Origin of the sequence: Kocuria sp. KD4, assembly GCF_011769905.1 — a bacterium.
In the GTDB taxonomy this organism is placed as follows: Bacteria; Actinomycetota; Actinomycetes; order Actinomycetales; family Micrococcaceae; genus Kocuria; species Kocuria marina.
The window spans coordinates 2,770,791-2,787,975 of the sequence record NZ_CP050449.1 but is presented as its reverse complement, the minus strand read 5'-3'; the positions used below and the strand labels follow the sequence as shown (position 1 = coordinate 2,787,975).

The window sequence follows — 17,185 nt, the reverse complement described above, 5'->3', positions numbered from 1 at the left end:
AGTGGGGAAGTCTGTGTGCCGTGCGCCGATCGCTGCCGGCACCGACATACGCACAGAACCTCCTGCTGCGGAAGGACCGCAGCCGCTTAGCCCGAAGGAGGTGGGTTCTTTACATGCGTGAATACGAACTGATGGTCATCCTCAACCCCGAGGTGGAGGAGCGCGCCGTCGAGCCGACCCTCAAGAAGTTCCTCGAGGTCGTCACCAAGGAGAACGGCACCGTCGACAAGCTCGACATCTGGGGCCGTCGTCGTCTGGCCTACGAGATCCAGAAGAAGTCCGAGGGGATCTACGCCGTGGTGAACTTCACCGCCGAGCCGCAGACCGCCAAGGAACTGGACCGCGTGCTGAGCCTCAACGAGGCCGTGATGCGCACCAAGATCATCCGTCCGGAAGAGCAGAAGATCCACGGCAAGTGAGGTGAGCGTGCGGCCCACCCGGGCTGCACAGCACGCACTCACCGCGGGCTCGTGAGAGTCCCCGTGAGATGCTTTTCACCCCACTGAGTCTCGCATCCAGCGTCCACAGAATCCGGAGGTTCACATGGCTGGCGACACCGTCATTACAGTGATCGGAAATCTGACTGCAGACCCCGAATTGCGCTTCACGCCGTCCGGAGCCGCCGTGGCCAACTTCACCGTTGCGTCCACCCCGCGCGCCTTCGACCGGCAGAGCAACGAATGGAAGGATCAGGAGACCCTTTTCATGCGTTGCTCGGTGTGGCGTGAGGCTGCCGAGAACGTGGCGGAGTCCCTGACCAAGGGAACCCGCGTGATCGTCCAGGGTCGGCTCAAGGCACGCTCGTACGAGACCAAGGAAGGGGAGCGCCGCACCAGCACCGAGCTGGAAGTGGACGAGATCGGCCCCTCCATGAGGTACGCGACCGCCAAGATCAACCGGAACTCGCGCGGCGGAGGCAACTCCTACGGCGGGAACCAAGGCTTCGGCGGCGGTCAGGGCGGTTTCAACGACAACCAGGGTGGCGGCTTCGGCGGCAACCAGGGTGGTGGCAACCAGGGCGGCGGGTTCAACGGGAACCAGGGCGGCCGTGGGGGCCAGCAACCGCGTCAGCAGGGTAACGATCCCTGGGGTCAGTCCTCCGGTGGGAACTACGACTGGGGAACCGGCGCCGAGGACGAGCCCCCCTTCTAAACACAACCATTCCAACCCATCCCGCAGGTACGCCTGCGGGCTCCGCACCAGAAAAGGAGCACCACGATGGCCAAGGCTGAAATTCGCAAGCCGAAACCGAAGCAGAACCCGCTCAAGGCGGCCGACGTCACCGAGATCGACTACAAAGACGTCGCCTTGCTGCGTAAGTTCATCTCCGATCGCGGCAAGATCCGCGCTCGCCGCGTGACCGGCGTGTCCGTTCAGGAGCAGCGCAAGATCGCCCAGGCGATCAAGAACGCTCGTGAAGTGGCACTGCTGCCCTACTCCGGCGCCGGCCGCTGATCAGAGAGGACTGAGAATTCATGGCAAAGATCATTTTGACCCAGGAAGTCTCCGGGCTCGGTTCCGCGGGTGACGTGGTGGACGTGAAGAACGGCTACGCCCGTAACTTCCTGTTCCCCCGCGGCTTCGCGACTCCGTGGACCCGCGGCGCCGAGAAGCAGATCGACTCCATCAAGCAGGCTCGTGCGGCCCGTGAGCTGTCCTCCCTCGAGGACGCCCAGGCTCTCGCCGCCAAGCTGACCTCCACCACCCTGACCGTCCCGGTCAAGTCCGGTGCCGAGGGTCGCTTGTTCGGTACGGTCCGCGCTGGGGACATCGCCTCCGCGGTCGAGACCGCCGGTCTGGGTTCCATCGACAAGCGTCGCGTGGACCTGACCCAGCGCATCAAGACCACCGGCGTGTACCAGGCCGTGATCCACCTGCACGAGGACGTCAACGCGAACGTGGAGTTCGAGGTCGTCCCCGCCTGATCGCACCTCGAGTGCATCCGGGCCCCTGAGCTGTTCACGCGGTTCGCGGGGCTCGCGGGTGATGTATGAGAACCCCGTGGAACAGTCGTTCCACGGGGTTCTTGCCGTCCTCGGGCTTCCAGAGATCGCGCAGAGCACCGTGGGAGGATGCCGGTCATGATCATGAGCGCACGCAGGTTGAGCACGGGCCGCACGCTGTTCTGGGTGGCATTGGGGTGCGTGGCATTGACCCTGGTGTTCTTCCTGGGGGCGTTCCTCGCCGGCAATTCCTTGGCGCCGCGCGGTGCGGTGGCCGTCCTGGTGGTCGGCCTCATCCTGAGCGTGGTCGCGTCCCTTGTGGCATTGATCCTAGGCATTGCGGGCACCGTGGCCTTCCCGGCCCTGCGGGGCCGTCACGTTCTGGTGTTGCTCCTGGCCATCGTGACATCGCCCCTGCTCTGGCTGCTCTTCTTCGCGCTGCTTGGGTGAGTTACCCACAGCTGCGACGGGTTTTCCACAGATCTCTCCACAGCCCGTGCACAGCACTGCACGGCGTGTTCCACATGTTTTCCACGTACTTTTCCACAGGCCGTGGACGACGACGCCGCGCCACCGGGCCGCGCGGCGTCGTCGTCTACTCAGCGCCCGGTTCTGCAACGAGCACGGGCGGCTATGGGGGTCGGAGAGCGGTGGGAGAATGAACGGGTGCGCCGCTCGAGGTGGGCGCATTCGTCTGCAAGGAAAGTGAGTGAGGGTGTCGGAATATTCGTCCGGGCCGCGCGAGGACTACGGCCGTACCATGCCGCACGACAACCAGGCCGAGCAGTCGGTGCTGGGCGGGATGATGCTCTCCAAGGACGCCATCGCGGACGTGGTGGAAGTGCTGCGGGGCGTGGACTTCTACAAGCCGGCGCACGAGAACATCTACGACGCCATCGTCTCCCTGTACGGGCGCGGCGAACCGGCGGACGCGATCACCGTGGGGGACGAGCTCACCAAGAACGGTGAGATCGAACGGATCGGGGGGATCGCGTACCTGCACTCGCTGATCGCATCCGTGCCCACGGCCGCCAATGCGGGGTTCTACGCGGAGATCGTGCGGGAACGCGCGGTGCTGCGGCGGCTCGTGGAGGCCGGGACCAAGATCGTGCAGCTGGGCTACGCGCACGACGGTGAAGTGGACGACATCGTCAACGAGGCCCAGGGCGAGATCTACCAGGTGGCCGAGCGGCGCACGGCGGAGGACTACGTCCCGCTCAAGGACGTCATGGAAGCCACCGTGGACGAGATCGAGGCCGCAGGCAACCGCTCCGGGATGCAGGGTGTGCCCACGGGGTTCATCGAACTGGACGAGCTCACCCACGGGTTCCAGGGCGGACAGATGATCGTGATCGCGGCGCGTCCGGCCATGGGTAAGTCCACGCTCGCCCTGGACGTGGCACGCTCCGCGTCCATCAAGCACAACATGACGTCCGTGATCTTCTCTCTGGAGATGAGCCGCAACGAGATCGCCATGCGCTTGCTCTCCGCGGAGGGCACCCTGAACATGCAGGACCTGCGCGCGGGCACTCTGCAGGACGAGCAGTGGGCCAAGATCGCGCAGATCATGGGCAAGATGAACGAGGCGCCCTTGTTCATCGACGACTCCCCCAACATGTCCCTGATGGAGATCCGCGCCAAGTGCCGCCGGCTCAAGCAGAAGCACGACCTCAAGCTCGTGGTGCTGGATTACCTGCAGCTCATGAGCTCTGGCAAGAAGGTGGAGTCCCGCCAGCAGGAGGTCTCCGAGTTCTCGCGTGCGCTCAAGCTGCTCGCCAAGGAGTTGGACGTGCCCGTGGTGGCGCTGTCCCAGCTGAACCGTGGTTCCGAGCAGCGCCAGGACAAGAAGCCGCAGGTGAGTGATCTGCGTGAATCGGGGTCAATTGAGCAGGATGCGGACATGGTCATCCTGCTGCATCGCGAGGACGTCTACGACAAGGAGTCCCCGCGCGCGGGTGAGGCGGACGTGATCGTGGCCAAGCACCGCAACGGCCCCACGAAGACCATCGTGGTGGCGTTCCAGGGCCACTACTCACGGTTCGCGAACATGGCGCTGGAGGGGTTCTAAAGTCTTCAGCTCCCCGTCTTGTGCTGCGTTCCGGGCAAGCCGAGCTGCGCCTTGCGTCCAACCTCCCACCCCCTGGGATCGCACCCACCTCGCCCGTAACCGGCCCGTCCCACTACGCTTTGTCGGTGCTTACCACTGAACAGGCTGCTTACAAACTCGCCTTCCAGATTGCGGACGCCCTGATCCGCAGCGGGGCCGGGTCCGCCAACACCACCAAGTCCCTGCTGTCGATCTTTCGCAAGACGGACCTGCGGGACGTCACGGTGAGCGTGGGCCTGGGGCAGGTGACCATCAGCCACCAGGATGCGCCGGACAAGGCGCCGAGCACTCGCGTGTTCGAGTCCCAGCCCGGAACCCTGGACATCCAGCTACGCACGGACACGGGCGAGGTGCTGGAGGACTTCGTGCTCGGCCGGATCTCTGCAGAGGAGGGCATCCAGCGCATGGACGAGATCCTCGCGGAGTCCCGGCACATCGGCCACCGTCTGACGGTGACCGGTTTCGGGATGTTCGGTGTCGGGTTCGCGCTGATCCTCGGCGGAAGCTGGCCCACCGCCATCACTGCCGCGATCGTCTCCGCGATCGTGTACGGCGTCTACGCCCTCGTTCAGCGGATCAAGGCCCCGGAGGTCTTCAGCCTCGCGGCCGGGGGACTGACCGCAGTGCTCGGGGCCACTGTGGCAGGGGTCCTCTTCGACATCACCCAGACGGCGGTGTGCATCGTGGCAGCCCTGGCCGCGTGGCTCGCGGGGATTGCCGCGTACGGTGCGGTGCACGACGTCATCACCGGGTGGTACGTCTCCGCCTCCGGGCGCATCTTCGAGGCGGTCACGAGCACCGCCGGTCTGGTGGCCGGTGTGACCATCGGCATCCACGCGATGCAGCCGCTTGTGGGGGACTCCGTGGACTACATCGAGACCCTCAAGATGGACGACTCGCGCTGGGCGCTCTCCATCCTGGGTGCGGCCGTGGTCTCCGCCGGCTTCGCCCTTGCTTCCGGCGGCCGCGGCTGGAAGCTCGCGTCCCTCGGACTCTTCGGTGGTCTGGTGCAGCTGGGTGTCCTGGCCATCACAGCCGTGGGCATCAGCTCCTTCGGTGCCATCCTGATCGCCTCGATCGTCGCGGGCATCCTGAGCGTCACCCTCACCCGCGCCCTGAACCTGGCCTCGAACGCCACGCTCATGGTGGTGTTGCTCCCGCTCTTCCCCGGGATGCTCGTCTACCAGGGTGTGCTGGGCGTGATCTTCGGTCTCGAAAACGCCGGCGAGAACGTCCTCGAGGCCGCGATCACCGCATTCTGCCTGTGCATGGGCGGCATGCTCGGGCAGTACGTGGCGTCCGAGGTCCTCTGGGCCGGGCGGCGTCGCCAGTTCAAGCGCCACCGCCCGGGCCAGAAGTTCCGCCGCGAGATGGCGAACGAGGAGAACTTCAGCGACATCATGGTTCCGATCTTCTCCAAGCCCTTCACCAGCTGACGCGGGCGCAGATCAAGCTGGGGCGGTCCGCGCTGCGCGCCCGGCGGCGGGGTGGGTCCTGCCCGCGTCCGCCCCGCCGCGGAGGCCGCTACTTCCCCATGACCTCGGCCACGCGCTCCACGAGCCCGCGCATGTTGGCGAGCGCGCGATCGGCGCGCTCCTCCGGGCTCATGGTCTCCTCCATCTGCCGGATGCCCTCGGGCTTGCGGCGCCCCAGCGTGTAGTCGCTGCACGCCAGGTTCGAGCACACGTAGGTGCCCACGGAGTTGTAGCGGTCCTTCGCGGTCTTGGAACGCTGGATCGACACCAGTGAGACGCCGCTGGCCGGGTGCAACGTCAGGCAGATCTGACACATACGTGCGCCACCGCTCGCCTTCTGCGCGTTCTTCTCGAGCACCAGCCCGCGCAGCCCGTGCTCGGTCTCGACGACGACGTAGCCCGCCCGCGGTGACTTCGGGTCGTACCAGCCCAGGAAGATCTGGGACTCCCAGTCCCCGTGGAGCACGTCCTGCGGGATGTTGATGCGCTGCGCAGCGCCCTTGGAGCAGTTGACGAAGCTCTTGCGGATTTCGGTTTCTGTATGCGTATTCATGTTCTTTGGTCCTTCGAGGATGGTCTCCCCCTGCCTGCCACGTGCGGGTCAGGACGGCGCGGGCACCCGGGTGCCAAGGAGCGCGGTGGGGGCGGGCGGCGTCGTCGTGCCGCGTGGTGCGGGGGGGGGGTGACGGCGTTCGGCGCGCTCGTGGAGCGCGGTCGCCGCGGGGAGGTGGAAAAGGGTGGGTGAAAGCGCGCGACGGGCTGGTCTTCACCCGCCGCGTCCGGTCAGCGCTGTCTAGTGCCGGCGGTGAAGAAGCCGGCAACCCCCTGACGCACGAAAGCCTCGTTCCTCCACGGCTGTGGATCTCGAAAACGTACGGGGAGAGTCTAGATCCACTGAAAGGTTCCCCACCACCGCTGGCCGACATCCCGCGAGCCACCATCACCCATTGCGGTTCCATGGGCCGGGCCTGCCCCCGACGATCATTCACCGCTGAGACGTCCTGCACACCTGGACTCCCCGCGCCCTGAGCTCCAGTGCTGAGCACCTACCCTGGAGGCATGACTTCCTCCGCCACTGCCAGCACATCCCTGGGCGTCCTACAGGAGGTTTTCGGGTACGACGCCTTCCGTGGGGAGCAGGCGGAGATCATCGAGCAGGTGGTGGCCGGCGGGGACGCGGTCGTGCTCATGCCCACCGGCGGCGGCAAGTCCCTGTGCTACCAGATCCCCGCCCTGCTGCGGGACGGCACGGGCGTGGTGGTCTCCCCGCTGATCGCGCTCATGGCGGACCAGGTGGCCGCGCTCGAGGCCGTGGGCATCCGCGCCGCGTACCTCAACTCCACCCTGGAGCCCTACGAGGCGCAGGAGGTGGAGCGGCAGCTTCTCGCCGGGGACATTGACCTGCTCTACATGGCCCCCGAACGGCTCATCCTGTCGCGCACCGTTGAGCTGCTGAAGCGCGCACCGATCGCCCTGTTCGCGATCGACGAGGCGCACTGCGTCTCCCAGTGGGGGCATGACTTCCGCCCCGACTACATGGGGCTGTCCGTGCTTGCGGACGCCTTCCCGGACGTTCCCCGCATCGCACTCACCGCGACCGCCACGCGGGCCACCCACCAGGAGATCACCGAGCGGCTGCGCATGGAGAACGCGCGGCACTTCGTCTCCAACTTCGACCGCCCCAACATCCAGTACCGGATCGAGTCCAAGGACCGCGCGAAGGACCAGCTGCTGCGGCTCATCCAGTCGGAGCACCCGGGGGAGGCGGGCATCGTCTACTGCATGTCCCGCAAGAGCGTGGAGTCCACTGCCGCGTGGCTCGGCGCCCGCGGGGTCGACGCCATGCCCTACCACGCGGGTCTCGACGCCGCAGTGCGCCAGGACACGCAGATGCGGTTCCTGCGGGAGGAGGGAATCGTCGTCGTCGCCACGATCGCGTTCGGCATGGGCATCGACAAGCCGGACGTCCGCTTCGTCGCCCACCTGGACCTGCCCAAGAGCATCGAGGGGTACTACCAGGAGACAGGCCGCGCCGGCCGCGATGGTATGCCCGCAACGGCATGGATGGCGTACGGCCTGGGCGACGTGGTCAACCAGCGGCGCATGATCGACCAGGGAGACGGATCTGACCTGCACAAACGCAATGCGCGCTCGCACCTGGACGCCATGCTCGCCCTGTGCGAGACCACGGACTGCCGTCGTGTGCAGCTGCTGCGGTACTTCGGCCAGGACTCCGAGCCGTGCGGCAACTGCGACACGTGCCTGAACCCGCCCAAGGTCTGGGACGCCACCGTGCCCGCCCAGAAGCTGCTGTCCACGCTCATCAGGCTGCAACGCGAACGCGGTGAGCAGTTCGGCTCCGGCAAGGTCTTCGACATCCTGCTGGGCCGCAGCAACGAGCGCACGGAGGCGTCGCGCCACCAGGAGCTGAGCGTGTGGGGGGTCGGGCAGGACCTCTCCGAGCGGGAGTGGCGCTCGGTACTGCGGCAGCTGCTTGCCCGCCGGGTCGTGGAGGCCGTCGGTGATTTCGGCGTGCTCGTTCCCGGCCCGGAGGCCGGACCCGTGCTGCGCGGTGAGGGCACCCTGGAGCTGGCGGTGGACAGGGCGCCGACGGCGCGCGCGAACGGACGCGCCCGCAGCGGCGGGGGCAGCGGGCGCTCACGGGCCGCAGACACCCTGGACGAGGCCGCGAAGGAGACCTTCGAGGCGCTGCGGGAGTGGCGGACATCGGTGGCCAAGGAGAAGCAGATCCCGCCCTACATGGTGTTCTCGGACGCCACGCTCGTCGGCATCGTGGAGGCCGCCCCCGCCTCGACCGCGCAGCTCAGCGGCATCAGCGGAGTGGGCGCCAAGAAGCTCGCCGAGTACGGGGACGCCGTGTTGGAGGTGCTGGGCTCCCCGGGGTCCTGACGGTGAGAACTGCCCCGGCCGTTCGGCGTCAGTCGGACGTGACGGAGGATATGCGGTCCACGATGGCCTCGGCCACCGCGGGGGCCTCGCGCTCGGGCAGCCAGTGCCCGGCATCGAGCTCGATGAACTCGTACGGCGCGTGCACGTACACCTCGGTCTCCTCCGCGGCCGTTCGGCCCAGGGCGGGATCCCGGTTGCCCCACACAAACGTGGTGGGCATCGTGATGATGCCGTTTCCGGCATTCTTACCGGTCACGCCGTCCTTGCGCAGCATGGCGCGGTACCAGTTGATGGGCCCGCGCAGGTCGTCCGCGGTGGCGAAGCGACGCCCGTAGCGTTCCGCGGCCTCCTCGGGGATGCCCGCACGGCGGGTGAGGGTTCCCACGCGACCGGCGAGCAGACGCTCCGGTGCGGCGGGGATCTGGAACATGCCGATGTACCAGGATTTCTTGACCTGGTCCGGGGTCTTGAGCGCGTGCCCGAGCGCGGTGGGGTGCGGGGTGGACAGCACGGTCAGCGAGGTCACCCGCTCCGGTGCGCGCAGGGCGATGTCCCAGGCGAGCACCCCGCCCCAGTCGTGGCCCACCAGGTGGAACCGCTCCGCTCCGGCCTCGTCCGCGAGGGCCAGCGCGTCCGCGGAGAGCTCCTCGCGGCGGTACGCGGCCAGCTCGGTGGGTCGGGCGCCCGGGGAGTACCCACGCTGGTCCATGGCGAGAGTGCGCAGCCCCTGCGCGTTCAGCCGTTCGGCGACGTCGTCCCAGCCGCGGGCATCCTGCGGGAAACCGTGCAGCAACAGGACCACGGGGCCGTCCTCCGGGCCCTGGTCGAGAACGTCGAACGTGAGTCCCTGTCGCGTGAAGCTGGTGATCCGAGTCATGCCTCCACCCTATGACGCACGGAGGGGCTCGTCAGCCGTGGCCCCGGACCTGGGGTGGGTCTGCGGCGGAGCGGGTCTAGAAGCCCCCGATGACGCGCCCAATGATGGCCAGGACGGTGAACGGTGTCACGACCACGGCCAGTCCGATCAGCACGACCTTGCCCACGGCGCCCTCACCGGAGCGCTCGCGGTCCAGCTCGTTGTTGGTGGGTCCCAACGCCGAGTCCCTCGGCGGGCGGGGTGTCCCCCCTTCACACTGCACCCGGAGTGCTCGCTGGCTGCTGCGGCCGCCTTGCTGCGGTCCCGCTCGTATTCCCCCGGATCGATGTCCGCCACCGCAGCCCATGTCCTGGGTGCTCGTGCGGAGTTGGTGGAGCCACTGTGGCACGCAGGCTGGGTATCCGGAATCGTCCCCCGCCCGGGGCAAGGGAAGGGCGGCAAGGGAAGGGCACGGCGACGTGGCGGGGGCTCATGCACCCGGGGTCGGCCCGGATCCCAGGAACGGAGCGGGCGCCACCGCGGCGGACCGCAGCTGCGCTCCGGCATCCGGTCCCGCTGCGAGGAGAACCAGTGAGTGGTCAGGGGGAACCGCGTCGCATTCCGTGTGCGGGGCGGGCTACGGCGATGGCCCGCAACGACTGCGCGGGGTCGTGCGGGTCCTGACGGTGAACGCGGACGTTCGGTGCGGTGGCGTCGTCGACCTCGACGGACGAGGCCAGCTGACCCGGATCGCCCACGCCGCTGACCTCACAGACCACGTGGTCGAGGTCGGACCGCCGGGCCAAGGGCGGTCCTGGTGCGCTGCACGTCGTCGGTGATTTGGCAGCAGATGCAGCCCTTGGTCAGTTCGATGGTGTTCTCACCGCGGGAGGAGATCAGGGCGGCACCGATGGTCACGGCTTCCAGGGCCTGCTGCGCGGTGATCCGTTCGTGTTCGCCCATCACGCGGCCGGACTGGGTACGGCGCGTGACCGCGTGCTGGACGGTGTGCAGCAGCCCGAGCGGGGTCACGGGGGAGTCCGAGTGAAGGCTGATGGGCACTCCGCAGCGCAGCGCGGTGGCCGCGGCGTTGTTCCGGCGCGCACAGTCCGGACCCACGGTGAGGTCCAGGTGCTGGTCCCCCCCCACGCCCAGATGTGGTTGGCGAACACGTTGGCGCACGCCCCCGGGGCGGCCATCCGGCGGTACTGGGCGGGAGTGGTCATCTGCGAGTGGGTGCACGTGTGCCGGTGGAAGGTCTCGAAGGCCCGCAGGAACTCCTCCGGGGTCACGTTGCAGATCCCGTTGGGCTGGTCCCCGTAGTAGCCCGGTTGCATCACGCGGGCCGGGTGGACGACGGGGGGGGGGTGCCATGGACTTCTCCAGTTCTCTGGGGCGGGTGCTCCGGGGACGACGACGCCGCCCCGGGAGTCGACGCGGCGGCGTCGTCCCCGGGGCGCGGGCTGCGGAGCGGGCGGGGCAGGCGGTGGCGCTCACGCTGCTGTCCGAGCGCAGCCGCCGCAATGAGAAGCGCCAGGCGGAGACCGCCCTGCTGCACGAGCTTCGGCGCCCGTGGAACGTGGACGAGGACTCCGCGCGGCGGCGTGCGCACGAACTCGGGATCGGCGTGCTGCGCCACGGGGTGCTGAGCGAGGCGGCCCCGGCCGCGTGGCTGCCAGTGGTCGTGCGCTGGGAGCGCCCGGGGGCGGGTCCGCTGGGCGAGCACCAGGGCGGCGCCGTGCTCGATGGGCTCGCGTGGGCGCTGGGCCGGGAGCGCACGACGGCGCTTGCTGGCCGTCTTGGCGCTGCCTCCGTGGCCGTGCTGGTGCCGCTGGCCGCGCGCACCCCTCAGGACGCCGTGGTGGAACGGGTGCTTACGGCGGCGGAGCAGCGCCTGGAGGGAGCGTGGCGGGTGCTCGCGGGGGTCTCCGATCCAGAGTCGGGGATGATCGGCGCGGCCGCCCGCCTGGACGAGGCCGGAATGATCGCGGAGGCCGCGGTGTCCCTGCTCGCGCGGGACGGTTGCGCGGAAGGTGGCCCCTCGCAGGACGGGACCGTGGCGGACCGCGCGGCACGGCAGGACGCCGCCCGGTCCGGTTCTGCGCGCTCCGGTTCCGCGCGGCGGCGGTGCTTCCGCGCACAGGACGTGCGGCTGCGCGGGCTGCTCGCGATGCTGCGCGGGGACGAGCGCGTGCAGATGTTCGCGCGCGCGGAACTCGGGAGCGTCCTGGACGTGGAGCGCCACGAGGACCGTGAGCTGTTGACACAGTTCCTGGCGTGCGGCGGGAACAAGAGCCTGCTGGCCCAGCGGATCCACCTCTCCCGCCCGGCGCTCTACGGGCGGCTGGCCCGGTTGGAACGCAGGCTGGGGGTGTCGCTGGACGATCCGGAGTCGCGGACGTCCCTGCACGTGGCGCTGCTGATCGCGGAGGTGGAGGGGTGCTGAGGACGGCCCGGGCGGCGTCGTGCGCTAGGACTCGGTGGGGTAGTCGCGCGGCCAGCTGTGGCCGAGGGTGGCCTCCACGCTCTCGTTGAAGCGGCGGGTGAGACGGGCCAGCGCGGTGACGTCCTCCTGCGGCCAGTCCGCAATGAAACGCTGGTAGGACTCGCGGCGGACCTCCAGTTCCTCCGCAAGACGGTGCACGCCCTCCTCGGTGGGCTGGTGCTTCTTGGCGACGCCGCCCTCAGGGTCCTTGATGCGCTCGATCAGACCGCTCTTCATGGCGGCTGCGACCTGCCGGTGGACGGTGGAGATGTCCAGGCCGAAGGACTGGGCCAGCTCGGCCACGCTCATGGGGCCGCCGGCCTGCAGACGGGCGAGGAGCACGGTGGAGCTACGGTCCAGCGCCTCCCGGCGGGACTGGGGTGGTGCTCCCTGGAGGGCGTATCTCGAGAGCAGCATGTTCTCGTAGACGAGTTCGCTCACTGAGTCATCGCTGTGCACTGTTCCATCCTTTCATCCCCGGGTGGACGGCTTCCGAGGGGCTGCCGCCGTGGCAGCTCTCAACGGTAGGCGGGGCGGAAAGGCGGGGGAGCGGGGTCGTCGGCAAAAATTGCATAATACAAATCCTGGGGTAATATCTTGCACTATACAAACCCAAAAACTCCAGGAGGTGCCCGTGTCGGTCGACGCGAAGAACGACGTTCCCACAGGTCAACTGCCGGTTGTGGTGGAGCAGGCCACGCCCGGTCCCGCGCACTCGGCGGGCCCGGCACGGCTGGTCACGCCCACGTTCGTGGTGGCGTGGGTGGTCAACTTCCTGCAGTACCTGACCTTCTACATGCTGGTCACCACCATGGCGCTGTACGCCGTGAAGAGTTTTGCGGCCTCGGACGCCGTGGGCGGTTTCGCGTCCAGTGCGTTCGTGGTGGGGGCGACCGTCGCGCGGCTGGTCTCCGGATACCTCGTGGACATCCTTGGCCGCCGGAAGATGCTGCTGATCGCGCTCGTGGTCGTGGTGGTCGCGTGCGCGCTGTACCTGCCTGCCGGGTCTCTGCCCGTGCTGATCGGGGTACGTCTGCTGCACGGTTTCGGGTACGCGTTCGCGAGCACCGCCGTGATGACGATTGCGCAGTCAGTGATCCCGGACTCCCGCCGCGGCGAGGGCACCGGGTACTTCGCGCTGGGCACCACGCTGGCCACTGCGGTGGGGCCCGCGCTGGGGCTCTTCCTGGTGGGTTCGCTGAACTACACGTGGCTGTTCTGGACGACCCTCGTCACCGCCGTGCTCGGCCTGGTGCTGGGTGTCTTTCTGCGGGAGCCCCTGGTCAAGCGTGAAGCCCAGGCCAACCAGGAGGTGGACAAGCAGCGCGCCGCCTTCTCGCTCAGCGACATCGCCCACCCGGCAGTGCTGCCCATCGGCTCCTTCATGCTGGTGGTGGGCGTCTGCTACGCGGGCGTCATCACCTACCTCAACGCCTATGCCGAGGACCGCGGAGTCACCACCGGCGCCGCCCTGTTCTTCGTGGCGTACGCCGTGGCCATGCTGATCATGCGCCTAGTGCTGGGCAAGGTGCAGGACCAGCGCGGCGACAACGTGGTGGTCTACCTGGGCCTCGTCTGCTTCGCTGTGGCCCTGGGCATCCTGGCGGTGGCCAACCAGGACTGGCAGGTGGTCGTGGCCGGCGCCATGACTGGTCTGGGCTACGGCACGCTCATGCCGGCCGCGCAGGCCATCGCCGTGAACGCGGTGCCCGCCCACAAGCTGGGCACCGGCATCTCCACGCTGCTGCTGCTCATGGACGTGGGCGTGGGTGTGGGTCCCGTGATTCTGGGTCTGTTGCTCTCCGCCGCCGGTTTCGGGGCCATGTACGCGGTTCTCGCCGTGCTGGTAGTCGTTGCCGCCGTGCTATACCACGCGGTGCACGGGCGGCACCCGCATGCCAAGCGGGGGCGGCTCGTGGTGGACTGAGGTTCGCTCTTTCGGGGGCCCGTGGCATGTGCCGCGGGCCCCTTTTGGTTGTGCGGCTGGGCGGGGGCGACGACGGTGCGTCGCCACGGGTACGCGGTCGGACGATGAATGCCCAACTCGTGTGCGACGGTCGAGATGATCTGCCGCTCGCGAACGAGCCGCAGGAACTCCTCCTTCAACTCCGGCGGGTAGATGCGCGCAGTCGCCCGATGCATCGTCAACCCCGTCTTGCGCAGCCAGTTGTAACCGGCGTTCTCGTGAACACCGACCGCCCGCGCCGCCGCGCGAACGGTCCCGCCTCGATCAAGAACTCGGAAGAACTCCTCCTTCTGCTCGTCGATGTATCTCTTCTCCGCCACCGCGACACCTCTTCTGTAGGTGTTGCGACGACTGCTGGAATCCAAGCGGTCCTGTGCTCCGTGATGTCGGTGAGCCACAGCTGGTTCGGGGCCTCAGCAGTGAAGACGTGCCGGGTCCTGCCTGCTTGTCCACTACAGCACATAGGTCCTCGTGGACCGGCGGCCCGGGGCTCTTGCCGTTCTTGGCGCGTTTCTCGCCGAACGCCGACCACCAGCCCTGTTGCGAGTAGATCGACCACGCGGCCCGCCCGGCCATCACCTGACCTGCCTCGGCGGCCTCTTCGTGCAGGTACTGATACCCGAACTCCGGGTCGTCCCGGTGTGCGTCGAACAGCGCGTTCGCGCGGTGCGCCGCGGTCAGGTTGGCAGCGGTTACGGGCGCCTGCAGCCACCGGTAGTACGGTTGGCGGGCGATCTTGAGGACCCGGCACGTTACCGTGGCGGGGATCCTGTCATCGGCCAGTTCGCGGACGAGCGGGTACCTCATTTTCCCGGCAGATTCGCCTCGGACGGATAGGCAGCGGCCCGGCGCAGCACCTCGTTCTTTTGCTTGAGCAACCGGATCCGCTTTTTCGCCTCGCGCAGTTCGGCATTTTCGGCCGCGGTTGTTCCGGGCCCAGCACCGGCCTCAATGTCGGGCCTGGCGCATCCAGTTGCGTAAGCAGGACTCGGCGATCCCGAAGTCCGAAGCGATCTGCTTGATGGTCTGGCCGGGTTCACGGTCGCGGGCGATGTTCACGATATCGTCGCGGAACTCCTAGGTGTAAGAGGGCATGACGTTCCTGACACGGGCCGGGACGCGTGAGGCTGGGGGCTGATCACCACAGGCGGTATGGGGCCGATGGTAGTTGAAGTGGTTCACCCACACCCCGATCGCCTCCCGGCGGGCCTGCTCGCTCACGTAGGGGCGGGCGTAGAGCACCTCGTCGGCCAGCAGCCGGTTGAACCGCTCCACTTTGCCGTTGTGCCGGGGCGTGTAGGGACGGATCCGCTGGTGCCGGCCGGCCAAGGCCTCCACGCACCGGGTGAAGTCCCGGGCCTTGTAGTTGGCGCCGTTGTCGGTGACGACCCGGTGGATCTTCTCAATGCCGTGGGTGGCGAAGAACGCTCGTGCTCGGCAGAAGAACCCGATCGTCGTCACCGCCCGCTCATCCTCGAGGGCCTCGGTGTAGGCCAGTCTCGAGAAGCCGTCCACGGCCGAGTGCAGGTAGGTGTAGCCGACCTTCGCTCCGGGCCCGCGCTTGGCTGCCTTGGTAGCGGTGGATCCGCGGCCGTGGGCCCGCCAGCCGCCGCCGTCGGGGATGCGTCCGACCTTCTTCACGTCCAGGTGCACCATGTGCCCGGGCCACCCTGCCCGGATCCGCTGGGGTGGGCGTCGCAGGTCGTCCCCGTCCGGGGTGAGGTCACGCAGCCGGGAGATCCCCAGCCGGTTCAGCCACCGGCCCACGGTCCGCAGGTGCAGCTCGTGCCCGAGACCGAGCAGGTGGCGGTGGATGCGTCGGGCGGACCACTTCCGTTCCCGCCGCAGGCACTCGATGAGCTCCACGACGGCCATCGGGGTGCGCTGAGGGCTGCGCCTTGGGACTGAGGGACGATCGGCCAGCCCCGCCTCACCGGCGGCGAGGTAGCGGGCCACCCAGGTCGCCACCGTGGGCCGACTGACGCGGAACTCGGCGGCCACATGGGCCTTCGGGATCCCATCATCGAGGTGGCGGCGGACCATGCGCAGCTTGCCGGTCGGGGTCAGGGGTGCGTTAACGTGGGGCATGAACGGGCTCTCTCGTGCAGGTGGACGGTGTAGGAACTTCTATCCTGTGGCGAGGAGCCCGTTCCTCATCTCACCGGCGCACCCGTAGCAAGAACCTCATGCCCCGCAACAGCTAGGCCACGGCCGCAGATCGGTCATGATCGGCGGCGCTGCCCGCAGGAGGGTGACGCCGGTACCGAACGGCAAGGTGCGGATGCGGTCCGGTGGCAGGATCGGCACCCGCTTCACCGACCGTTGGTTCGCGCGGGTGCCGTGATCCCCGAGAGTCACGGAGTCGGTGAACTCGTCGCGTTCGCCGATGAGGGTGGAGAGGTCTTGGAGGTCTTTGGAGTTCGACGCCCCACCCAGGATGACTTTCACGATGGGGGCATCCCAGATCGCGCCCGCCTGGTTCTCCGACCACTTATCGCGCGCCTGAGCAAGTGACTGCAAGACGGGCAGCGTGGTGATGCCGGTGCCACCGCCTTCGGCCATCAGCGTCGGCAGGCTCGGCAAGGGTGCGAGGTTGCCGATCTCGTCGAGCGCAAGCAGCAGTGGTGGGTCGAGGCGGGCTCCGGGTGATCTGGCGGCGATGCGCGACGGTGATTGCTGCCTACCGCGACCGCTACGGCATAACGACCGCCTCAGCGCTCGGCGCAGCGGAATCGACCAGGCAGAAGATCGATGAGGCCCGCGCTCAGGCCGTGCTCACACAGGCGCAACGCATCATGAATCCCACCCAGAACGCTGACCCGCGGCGCACGGGTAGGGAGAGCGCCGGACACGCCCTCTGAGCTCCGAGGCCTTCCGGCTGTCTGGGGTTCGTCGTACATTGGAAGACGAGGCGGCCTCTAAATATGCGCTGTCGCTCCTCGCGACAGTATGGCTCCACCGCTCGCGGGTGAGTCCTTCAAGGTTCTTATCGCCGAGACCACGACAGGACTCCGCCATGCTCCGACTCATCTGGACCCTCAGCATCCACAGCCGCAACTTCTTGCGCCGCTACATGCCCACCAACAGGCTCCTCGACGCGATCCGCACACGCCGCGGCCTCAAGTGGGGCGTCCCCGCGATGCTCCTCGCGATCCCGTACCTCTTGGCCGCAGCCGTCTTCCGTGACCTCATCGAAGGGGGTGGGCCCGGATGGCTGCACCTCCTAGTCGTCCTGTGCATCTGGAATGCCGTGAAGCTGGTCATCATGGGGCCGCTCAGCCTTCTTCTCCTGCTCCGCTTGCGGGCACGGGAGTACGCCGCCGACAGGCACTCCCGCGGTGATCAACGGATCTGGACCGGAGGAGGGGCGACGTGATTGGCCGTTTCGACATGGGATCATCAATCCTCCGCAGGACCAACCAGCTTCGCCCGCGCCACGCCCA

At 68.0% G+C, this 17,185-nt stretch carries 18 protein-coding genes and 2 pseudogenes; 11 read left to right on the top strand and 9 right to left on the bottom strand.

The window, feature by feature from the left end:
• Positions 1–113: 113 nt before the first annotated feature.
• From rpsF to HBK84_RS12480, 7 genes are all read left to right on the top strand, one after another.
• Positions 114–419 (top strand): 30S ribosomal protein S6, encoded by a 306-nt coding sequence (gene rpsF / locus HBK84_RS12510; protein WP_012399407.1) that lies wholly within the window; start codon positions 114–116, stop codon positions 417–419.
• Between the two features lie 124 nt (positions 420–543).
• Positions 544–1,152 carry a single-stranded DNA-binding protein gene (locus HBK84_RS12505; protein WP_167319059.1) on the top strand — a complete coding sequence of 203 codons (609 nt, stop codon included), beginning with the start codon at positions 544–546 and terminating at the stop codon, positions 1,150–1,152.
• A 66-nt stretch (positions 1,153–1,218) separates the two neighbouring features.
• Positions 1,219–1,455, top strand: a complete 237-nt coding sequence (gene rpsR, locus HBK84_RS12500) for a 30S ribosomal protein S18 (protein WP_012399405.1) — start codon at positions 1,219–1,221, stop codon at positions 1,453–1,455.
• 20 nt (positions 1,456–1,475) lie between these two features.
• Complete coding sequence (gene rplI / locus HBK84_RS12495; protein ID WP_035962847.1) at positions 1,476–1,925, top strand: 50S ribosomal protein L9; 450 nt, start codon at positions 1,476–1,478, stop codon at positions 1,923–1,925.
• Between the two features lie 162 nt (positions 1,926–2,087).
• Positions 2,088–2,393 carry a hypothetical protein gene (locus HBK84_RS12490; protein ID WP_240919022.1) on the top strand — a complete coding sequence of 102 codons (306 nt, stop codon included), beginning with the start codon at positions 2,088–2,090 and terminating at the stop codon, positions 2,391–2,393.
• Positions 2,394–2,703: 310 nt separating this feature from the next.
• Positions 2,704–4,011, top strand: a complete 1,308-nt coding sequence (gene dnaB, locus HBK84_RS12485) for a replicative DNA helicase (protein ID WP_231885474.1) — start codon at positions 2,704–2,706, stop codon at positions 4,009–4,011.
• A gap of 125 nt (positions 4,012–4,136) precedes the next feature.
• Positions 4,137–5,486 (top strand): threonine/serine exporter ThrE family protein, encoded by a 1,350-nt coding sequence (locus HBK84_RS12480; protein ID WP_167319057.1) that lies wholly within the window; start codon positions 4,137–4,139, stop codon positions 5,484–5,486.
• Between the two features lie 88 nt (positions 5,487–5,574).
• Here HBK84_RS12480 and HBK84_RS12475 read toward each other — a convergent pair whose 3' ends face one another.
• Positions 5,575–6,078 carry an FBP domain-containing protein gene (locus tag HBK84_RS12475; RefSeq protein ID WP_085107263.1) on the bottom strand — a complete coding sequence of 168 codons (504 nt, stop codon included), beginning with the start codon at positions 6,076–6,078 and terminating at the stop codon, positions 5,575–5,577.
• Between the two features lie 506 nt (positions 6,079–6,584).
• Between HBK84_RS12475 and recQ the strand changes: the two genes are divergently transcribed.
• A complete protein-coding gene (recQ, locus tag HBK84_RS12470; protein WP_167319056.1) occupies positions 6,585–8,435 on the top strand; it encodes a DNA helicase RecQ in 1,851 nt (616 codons plus the stop codon).
• A gap of 28 nt (positions 8,436–8,463) precedes the next feature.
• On the opposite strand, the gene HBK84_RS12465 is transcribed toward recQ, so the two are convergent.
• From HBK84_RS12465 to HBK84_RS12455, 3 genes are all read right to left on the bottom strand, one after another.
• Positions 8,464–9,312, bottom strand: a complete 849-nt coding sequence (locus HBK84_RS12465; RefSeq protein ID WP_167319055.1) for an alpha/beta fold hydrolase — start codon at positions 9,310–9,312, stop codon at positions 8,464–8,466.
• Between the two features lie 76 nt (positions 9,313–9,388).
• Positions 9,389–9,529 (bottom strand): hypothetical protein, encoded by a 141-nt coding sequence (locus tag HBK84_RS12460; RefSeq protein ID WP_167319054.1) that lies wholly within the window; start codon positions 9,527–9,529, stop codon positions 9,389–9,391.
• A 530-nt stretch (positions 9,530–10,059) separates the two neighbouring features.
• Positions 10,060–10,440 (bottom strand): amidohydrolase family protein, encoded by a 381-nt coding sequence (locus HBK84_RS12455; RefSeq protein ID WP_240919021.1) that lies wholly within the window; start codon positions 10,438–10,440, stop codon positions 10,060–10,062.
• Positions 10,441–10,663: 223 nt separating this feature from the next.
• Between HBK84_RS12455 and HBK84_RS12450 the strand changes: the two genes are divergently transcribed.
• Positions 10,664–11,737, top strand: coding sequence for a helix-turn-helix domain-containing protein (locus HBK84_RS12450; RefSeq protein ID WP_240919020.1), 1,074 nt, complete (start codon positions 10,664–10,666; stop codon positions 11,735–11,737).
• Between the two features lie 24 nt (positions 11,738–11,761).
• Here the strand turns inward: HBK84_RS12450 and HBK84_RS12445 are convergent, their stop codons facing one another.
• Positions 11,762–12,235 (bottom strand): MarR family winged helix-turn-helix transcriptional regulator, encoded by a 474-nt coding sequence (locus HBK84_RS12445; RefSeq protein ID WP_098055728.1) that lies wholly within the window; start codon positions 12,233–12,235, stop codon positions 11,762–11,764.
• 175 nt (positions 12,236–12,410) lie between these two features.
• Between HBK84_RS12445 and HBK84_RS12440 the strand changes: the two genes are divergently transcribed.
• Positions 12,411–13,703 (top strand): MFS transporter, encoded by a 1,293-nt coding sequence (locus HBK84_RS12440; protein WP_206069166.1) that lies wholly within the window; start codon positions 12,411–12,413, stop codon positions 13,701–13,703.
• A 227-nt stretch (positions 13,704–13,930) separates the two neighbouring features.
• Here HBK84_RS12440 and HBK84_RS13185 read toward each other — a convergent pair.
• The 4 genes and pseudogenes from HBK84_RS13185 to HBK84_RS12420 form a co-directional block, all read right to left on the bottom strand.
• A pseudogene (locus HBK84_RS13185) lies at positions 13,931–14,062 on the bottom strand (transposase); the annotation flags it as partial.
• A gap of 628 nt (positions 14,063–14,690) precedes the next feature.
• Positions 14,691–14,801 (bottom strand): transposase, encoded by a 111-nt coding sequence (locus HBK84_RS12430; RefSeq protein WP_206069165.1) that lies wholly within the window; start codon positions 14,799–14,801, stop codon positions 14,691–14,693.
• An 18-nt stretch (positions 14,802–14,819) separates the two neighbouring features.
• Positions 14,820–15,830 (bottom strand): IS481 family transposase, encoded by a 1,011-nt coding sequence (locus tag HBK84_RS12425; RefSeq protein ID WP_167319045.1) that lies wholly within the window; start codon positions 15,828–15,830, stop codon positions 14,820–14,822.
• A gap of 111 nt (positions 15,831–15,941) precedes the next feature.
• A pseudogene (locus tag HBK84_RS12420) lies at positions 15,942–16,406 on the bottom strand (type IV secretory system conjugative DNA transfer family protein); the annotation flags it as partial.
• Between the two features lie 352 nt (positions 16,407–16,758).
• Here HBK84_RS12420 and HBK84_RS12415 point away from each other — a divergent pair.
• Positions 16,759–17,118 carry a sulfate permease gene (locus tag HBK84_RS12415; RefSeq protein ID WP_167319053.1) on the top strand — a complete coding sequence of 120 codons (360 nt, stop codon included), beginning with the start codon at positions 16,759–16,761 and terminating at the stop codon, positions 17,116–17,118.
• Positions 17,119–17,185 lie beyond the last annotated feature (67 nt).

What these genes read in the sequence shown, in the direction of transcription:
- HBK84_RS12450 (WP_240919020.1), top strand. Translation starts at nt 10,664, where the DNA reads ATGGACTTCTCCAGTTCTCTGGGGCGGGTGCTCCGGGGACGACGACGC.
- HBK84_RS12425 (WP_167319045.1), bottom strand. Translation starts at nt 15,830, where the DNA reads ATGCCCCACGTTAACGCACCCCTGACCCCGACCGGCAAGCTGCGCATG.
- rpsR (WP_012399405.1), top strand. Translation starts at nt 1,219, where the DNA reads ATGGCCAAGGCTGAAATTCGCAAGCCGAAACCGAAGCAGAACCCGCTC.
- HBK84_RS12475 (WP_085107263.1), bottom strand. Translation starts at nt 6,078, where the DNA reads ATGAATACGCATACAGAAACCGAAATCCGCAAGAGCTTCGTCAACTGC.
- HBK84_RS12490 (WP_240919022.1), top strand. Translation starts at nt 2,088, where the DNA reads ATGAGCGCACGCAGGTTGAGCACGGGCCGCACGCTGTTCTGGGTGGCA.
- recQ (WP_167319056.1), top strand. Translation starts at nt 6,585, where the DNA reads ATGACTTCCTCCGCCACTGCCAGCACATCCCTGGGCGTCCTACAGGAG.
- rplI (WP_035962847.1), top strand. Translation starts at nt 1,476, where the DNA reads ATGGCAAAGATCATTTTGACCCAGGAAGTCTCCGGGCTCGGTTCCGCG.
- dnaB (WP_231885474.1), top strand. Translation starts at nt 2,704, where the DNA reads ATGCCGCACGACAACCAGGCCGAGCAGTCGGTGCTGGGCGGGATGATG.
- HBK84_RS12415 (WP_167319053.1), top strand. Translation starts at nt 16,759, where the DNA reads ATGCTCCGACTCATCTGGACCCTCAGCATCCACAGCCGCAACTTCTTG.
- HBK84_RS12465 (WP_167319055.1), bottom strand. Translation starts at nt 9,312, where the DNA reads ATGACTCGGATCACCAGCTTCACGCGACAGGGACTCACGTTCGACGTT.
- rpsF (WP_012399407.1), top strand. Translation starts at nt 114, where the DNA reads ATGCGTGAATACGAACTGATGGTCATCCTCAACCCCGAGGTGGAGGAG.
- HBK84_RS12505 (WP_167319059.1), top strand. Translation starts at nt 544, where the DNA reads ATGGCTGGCGACACCGTCATTACAGTGATCGGAAATCTGACTGCAGAC.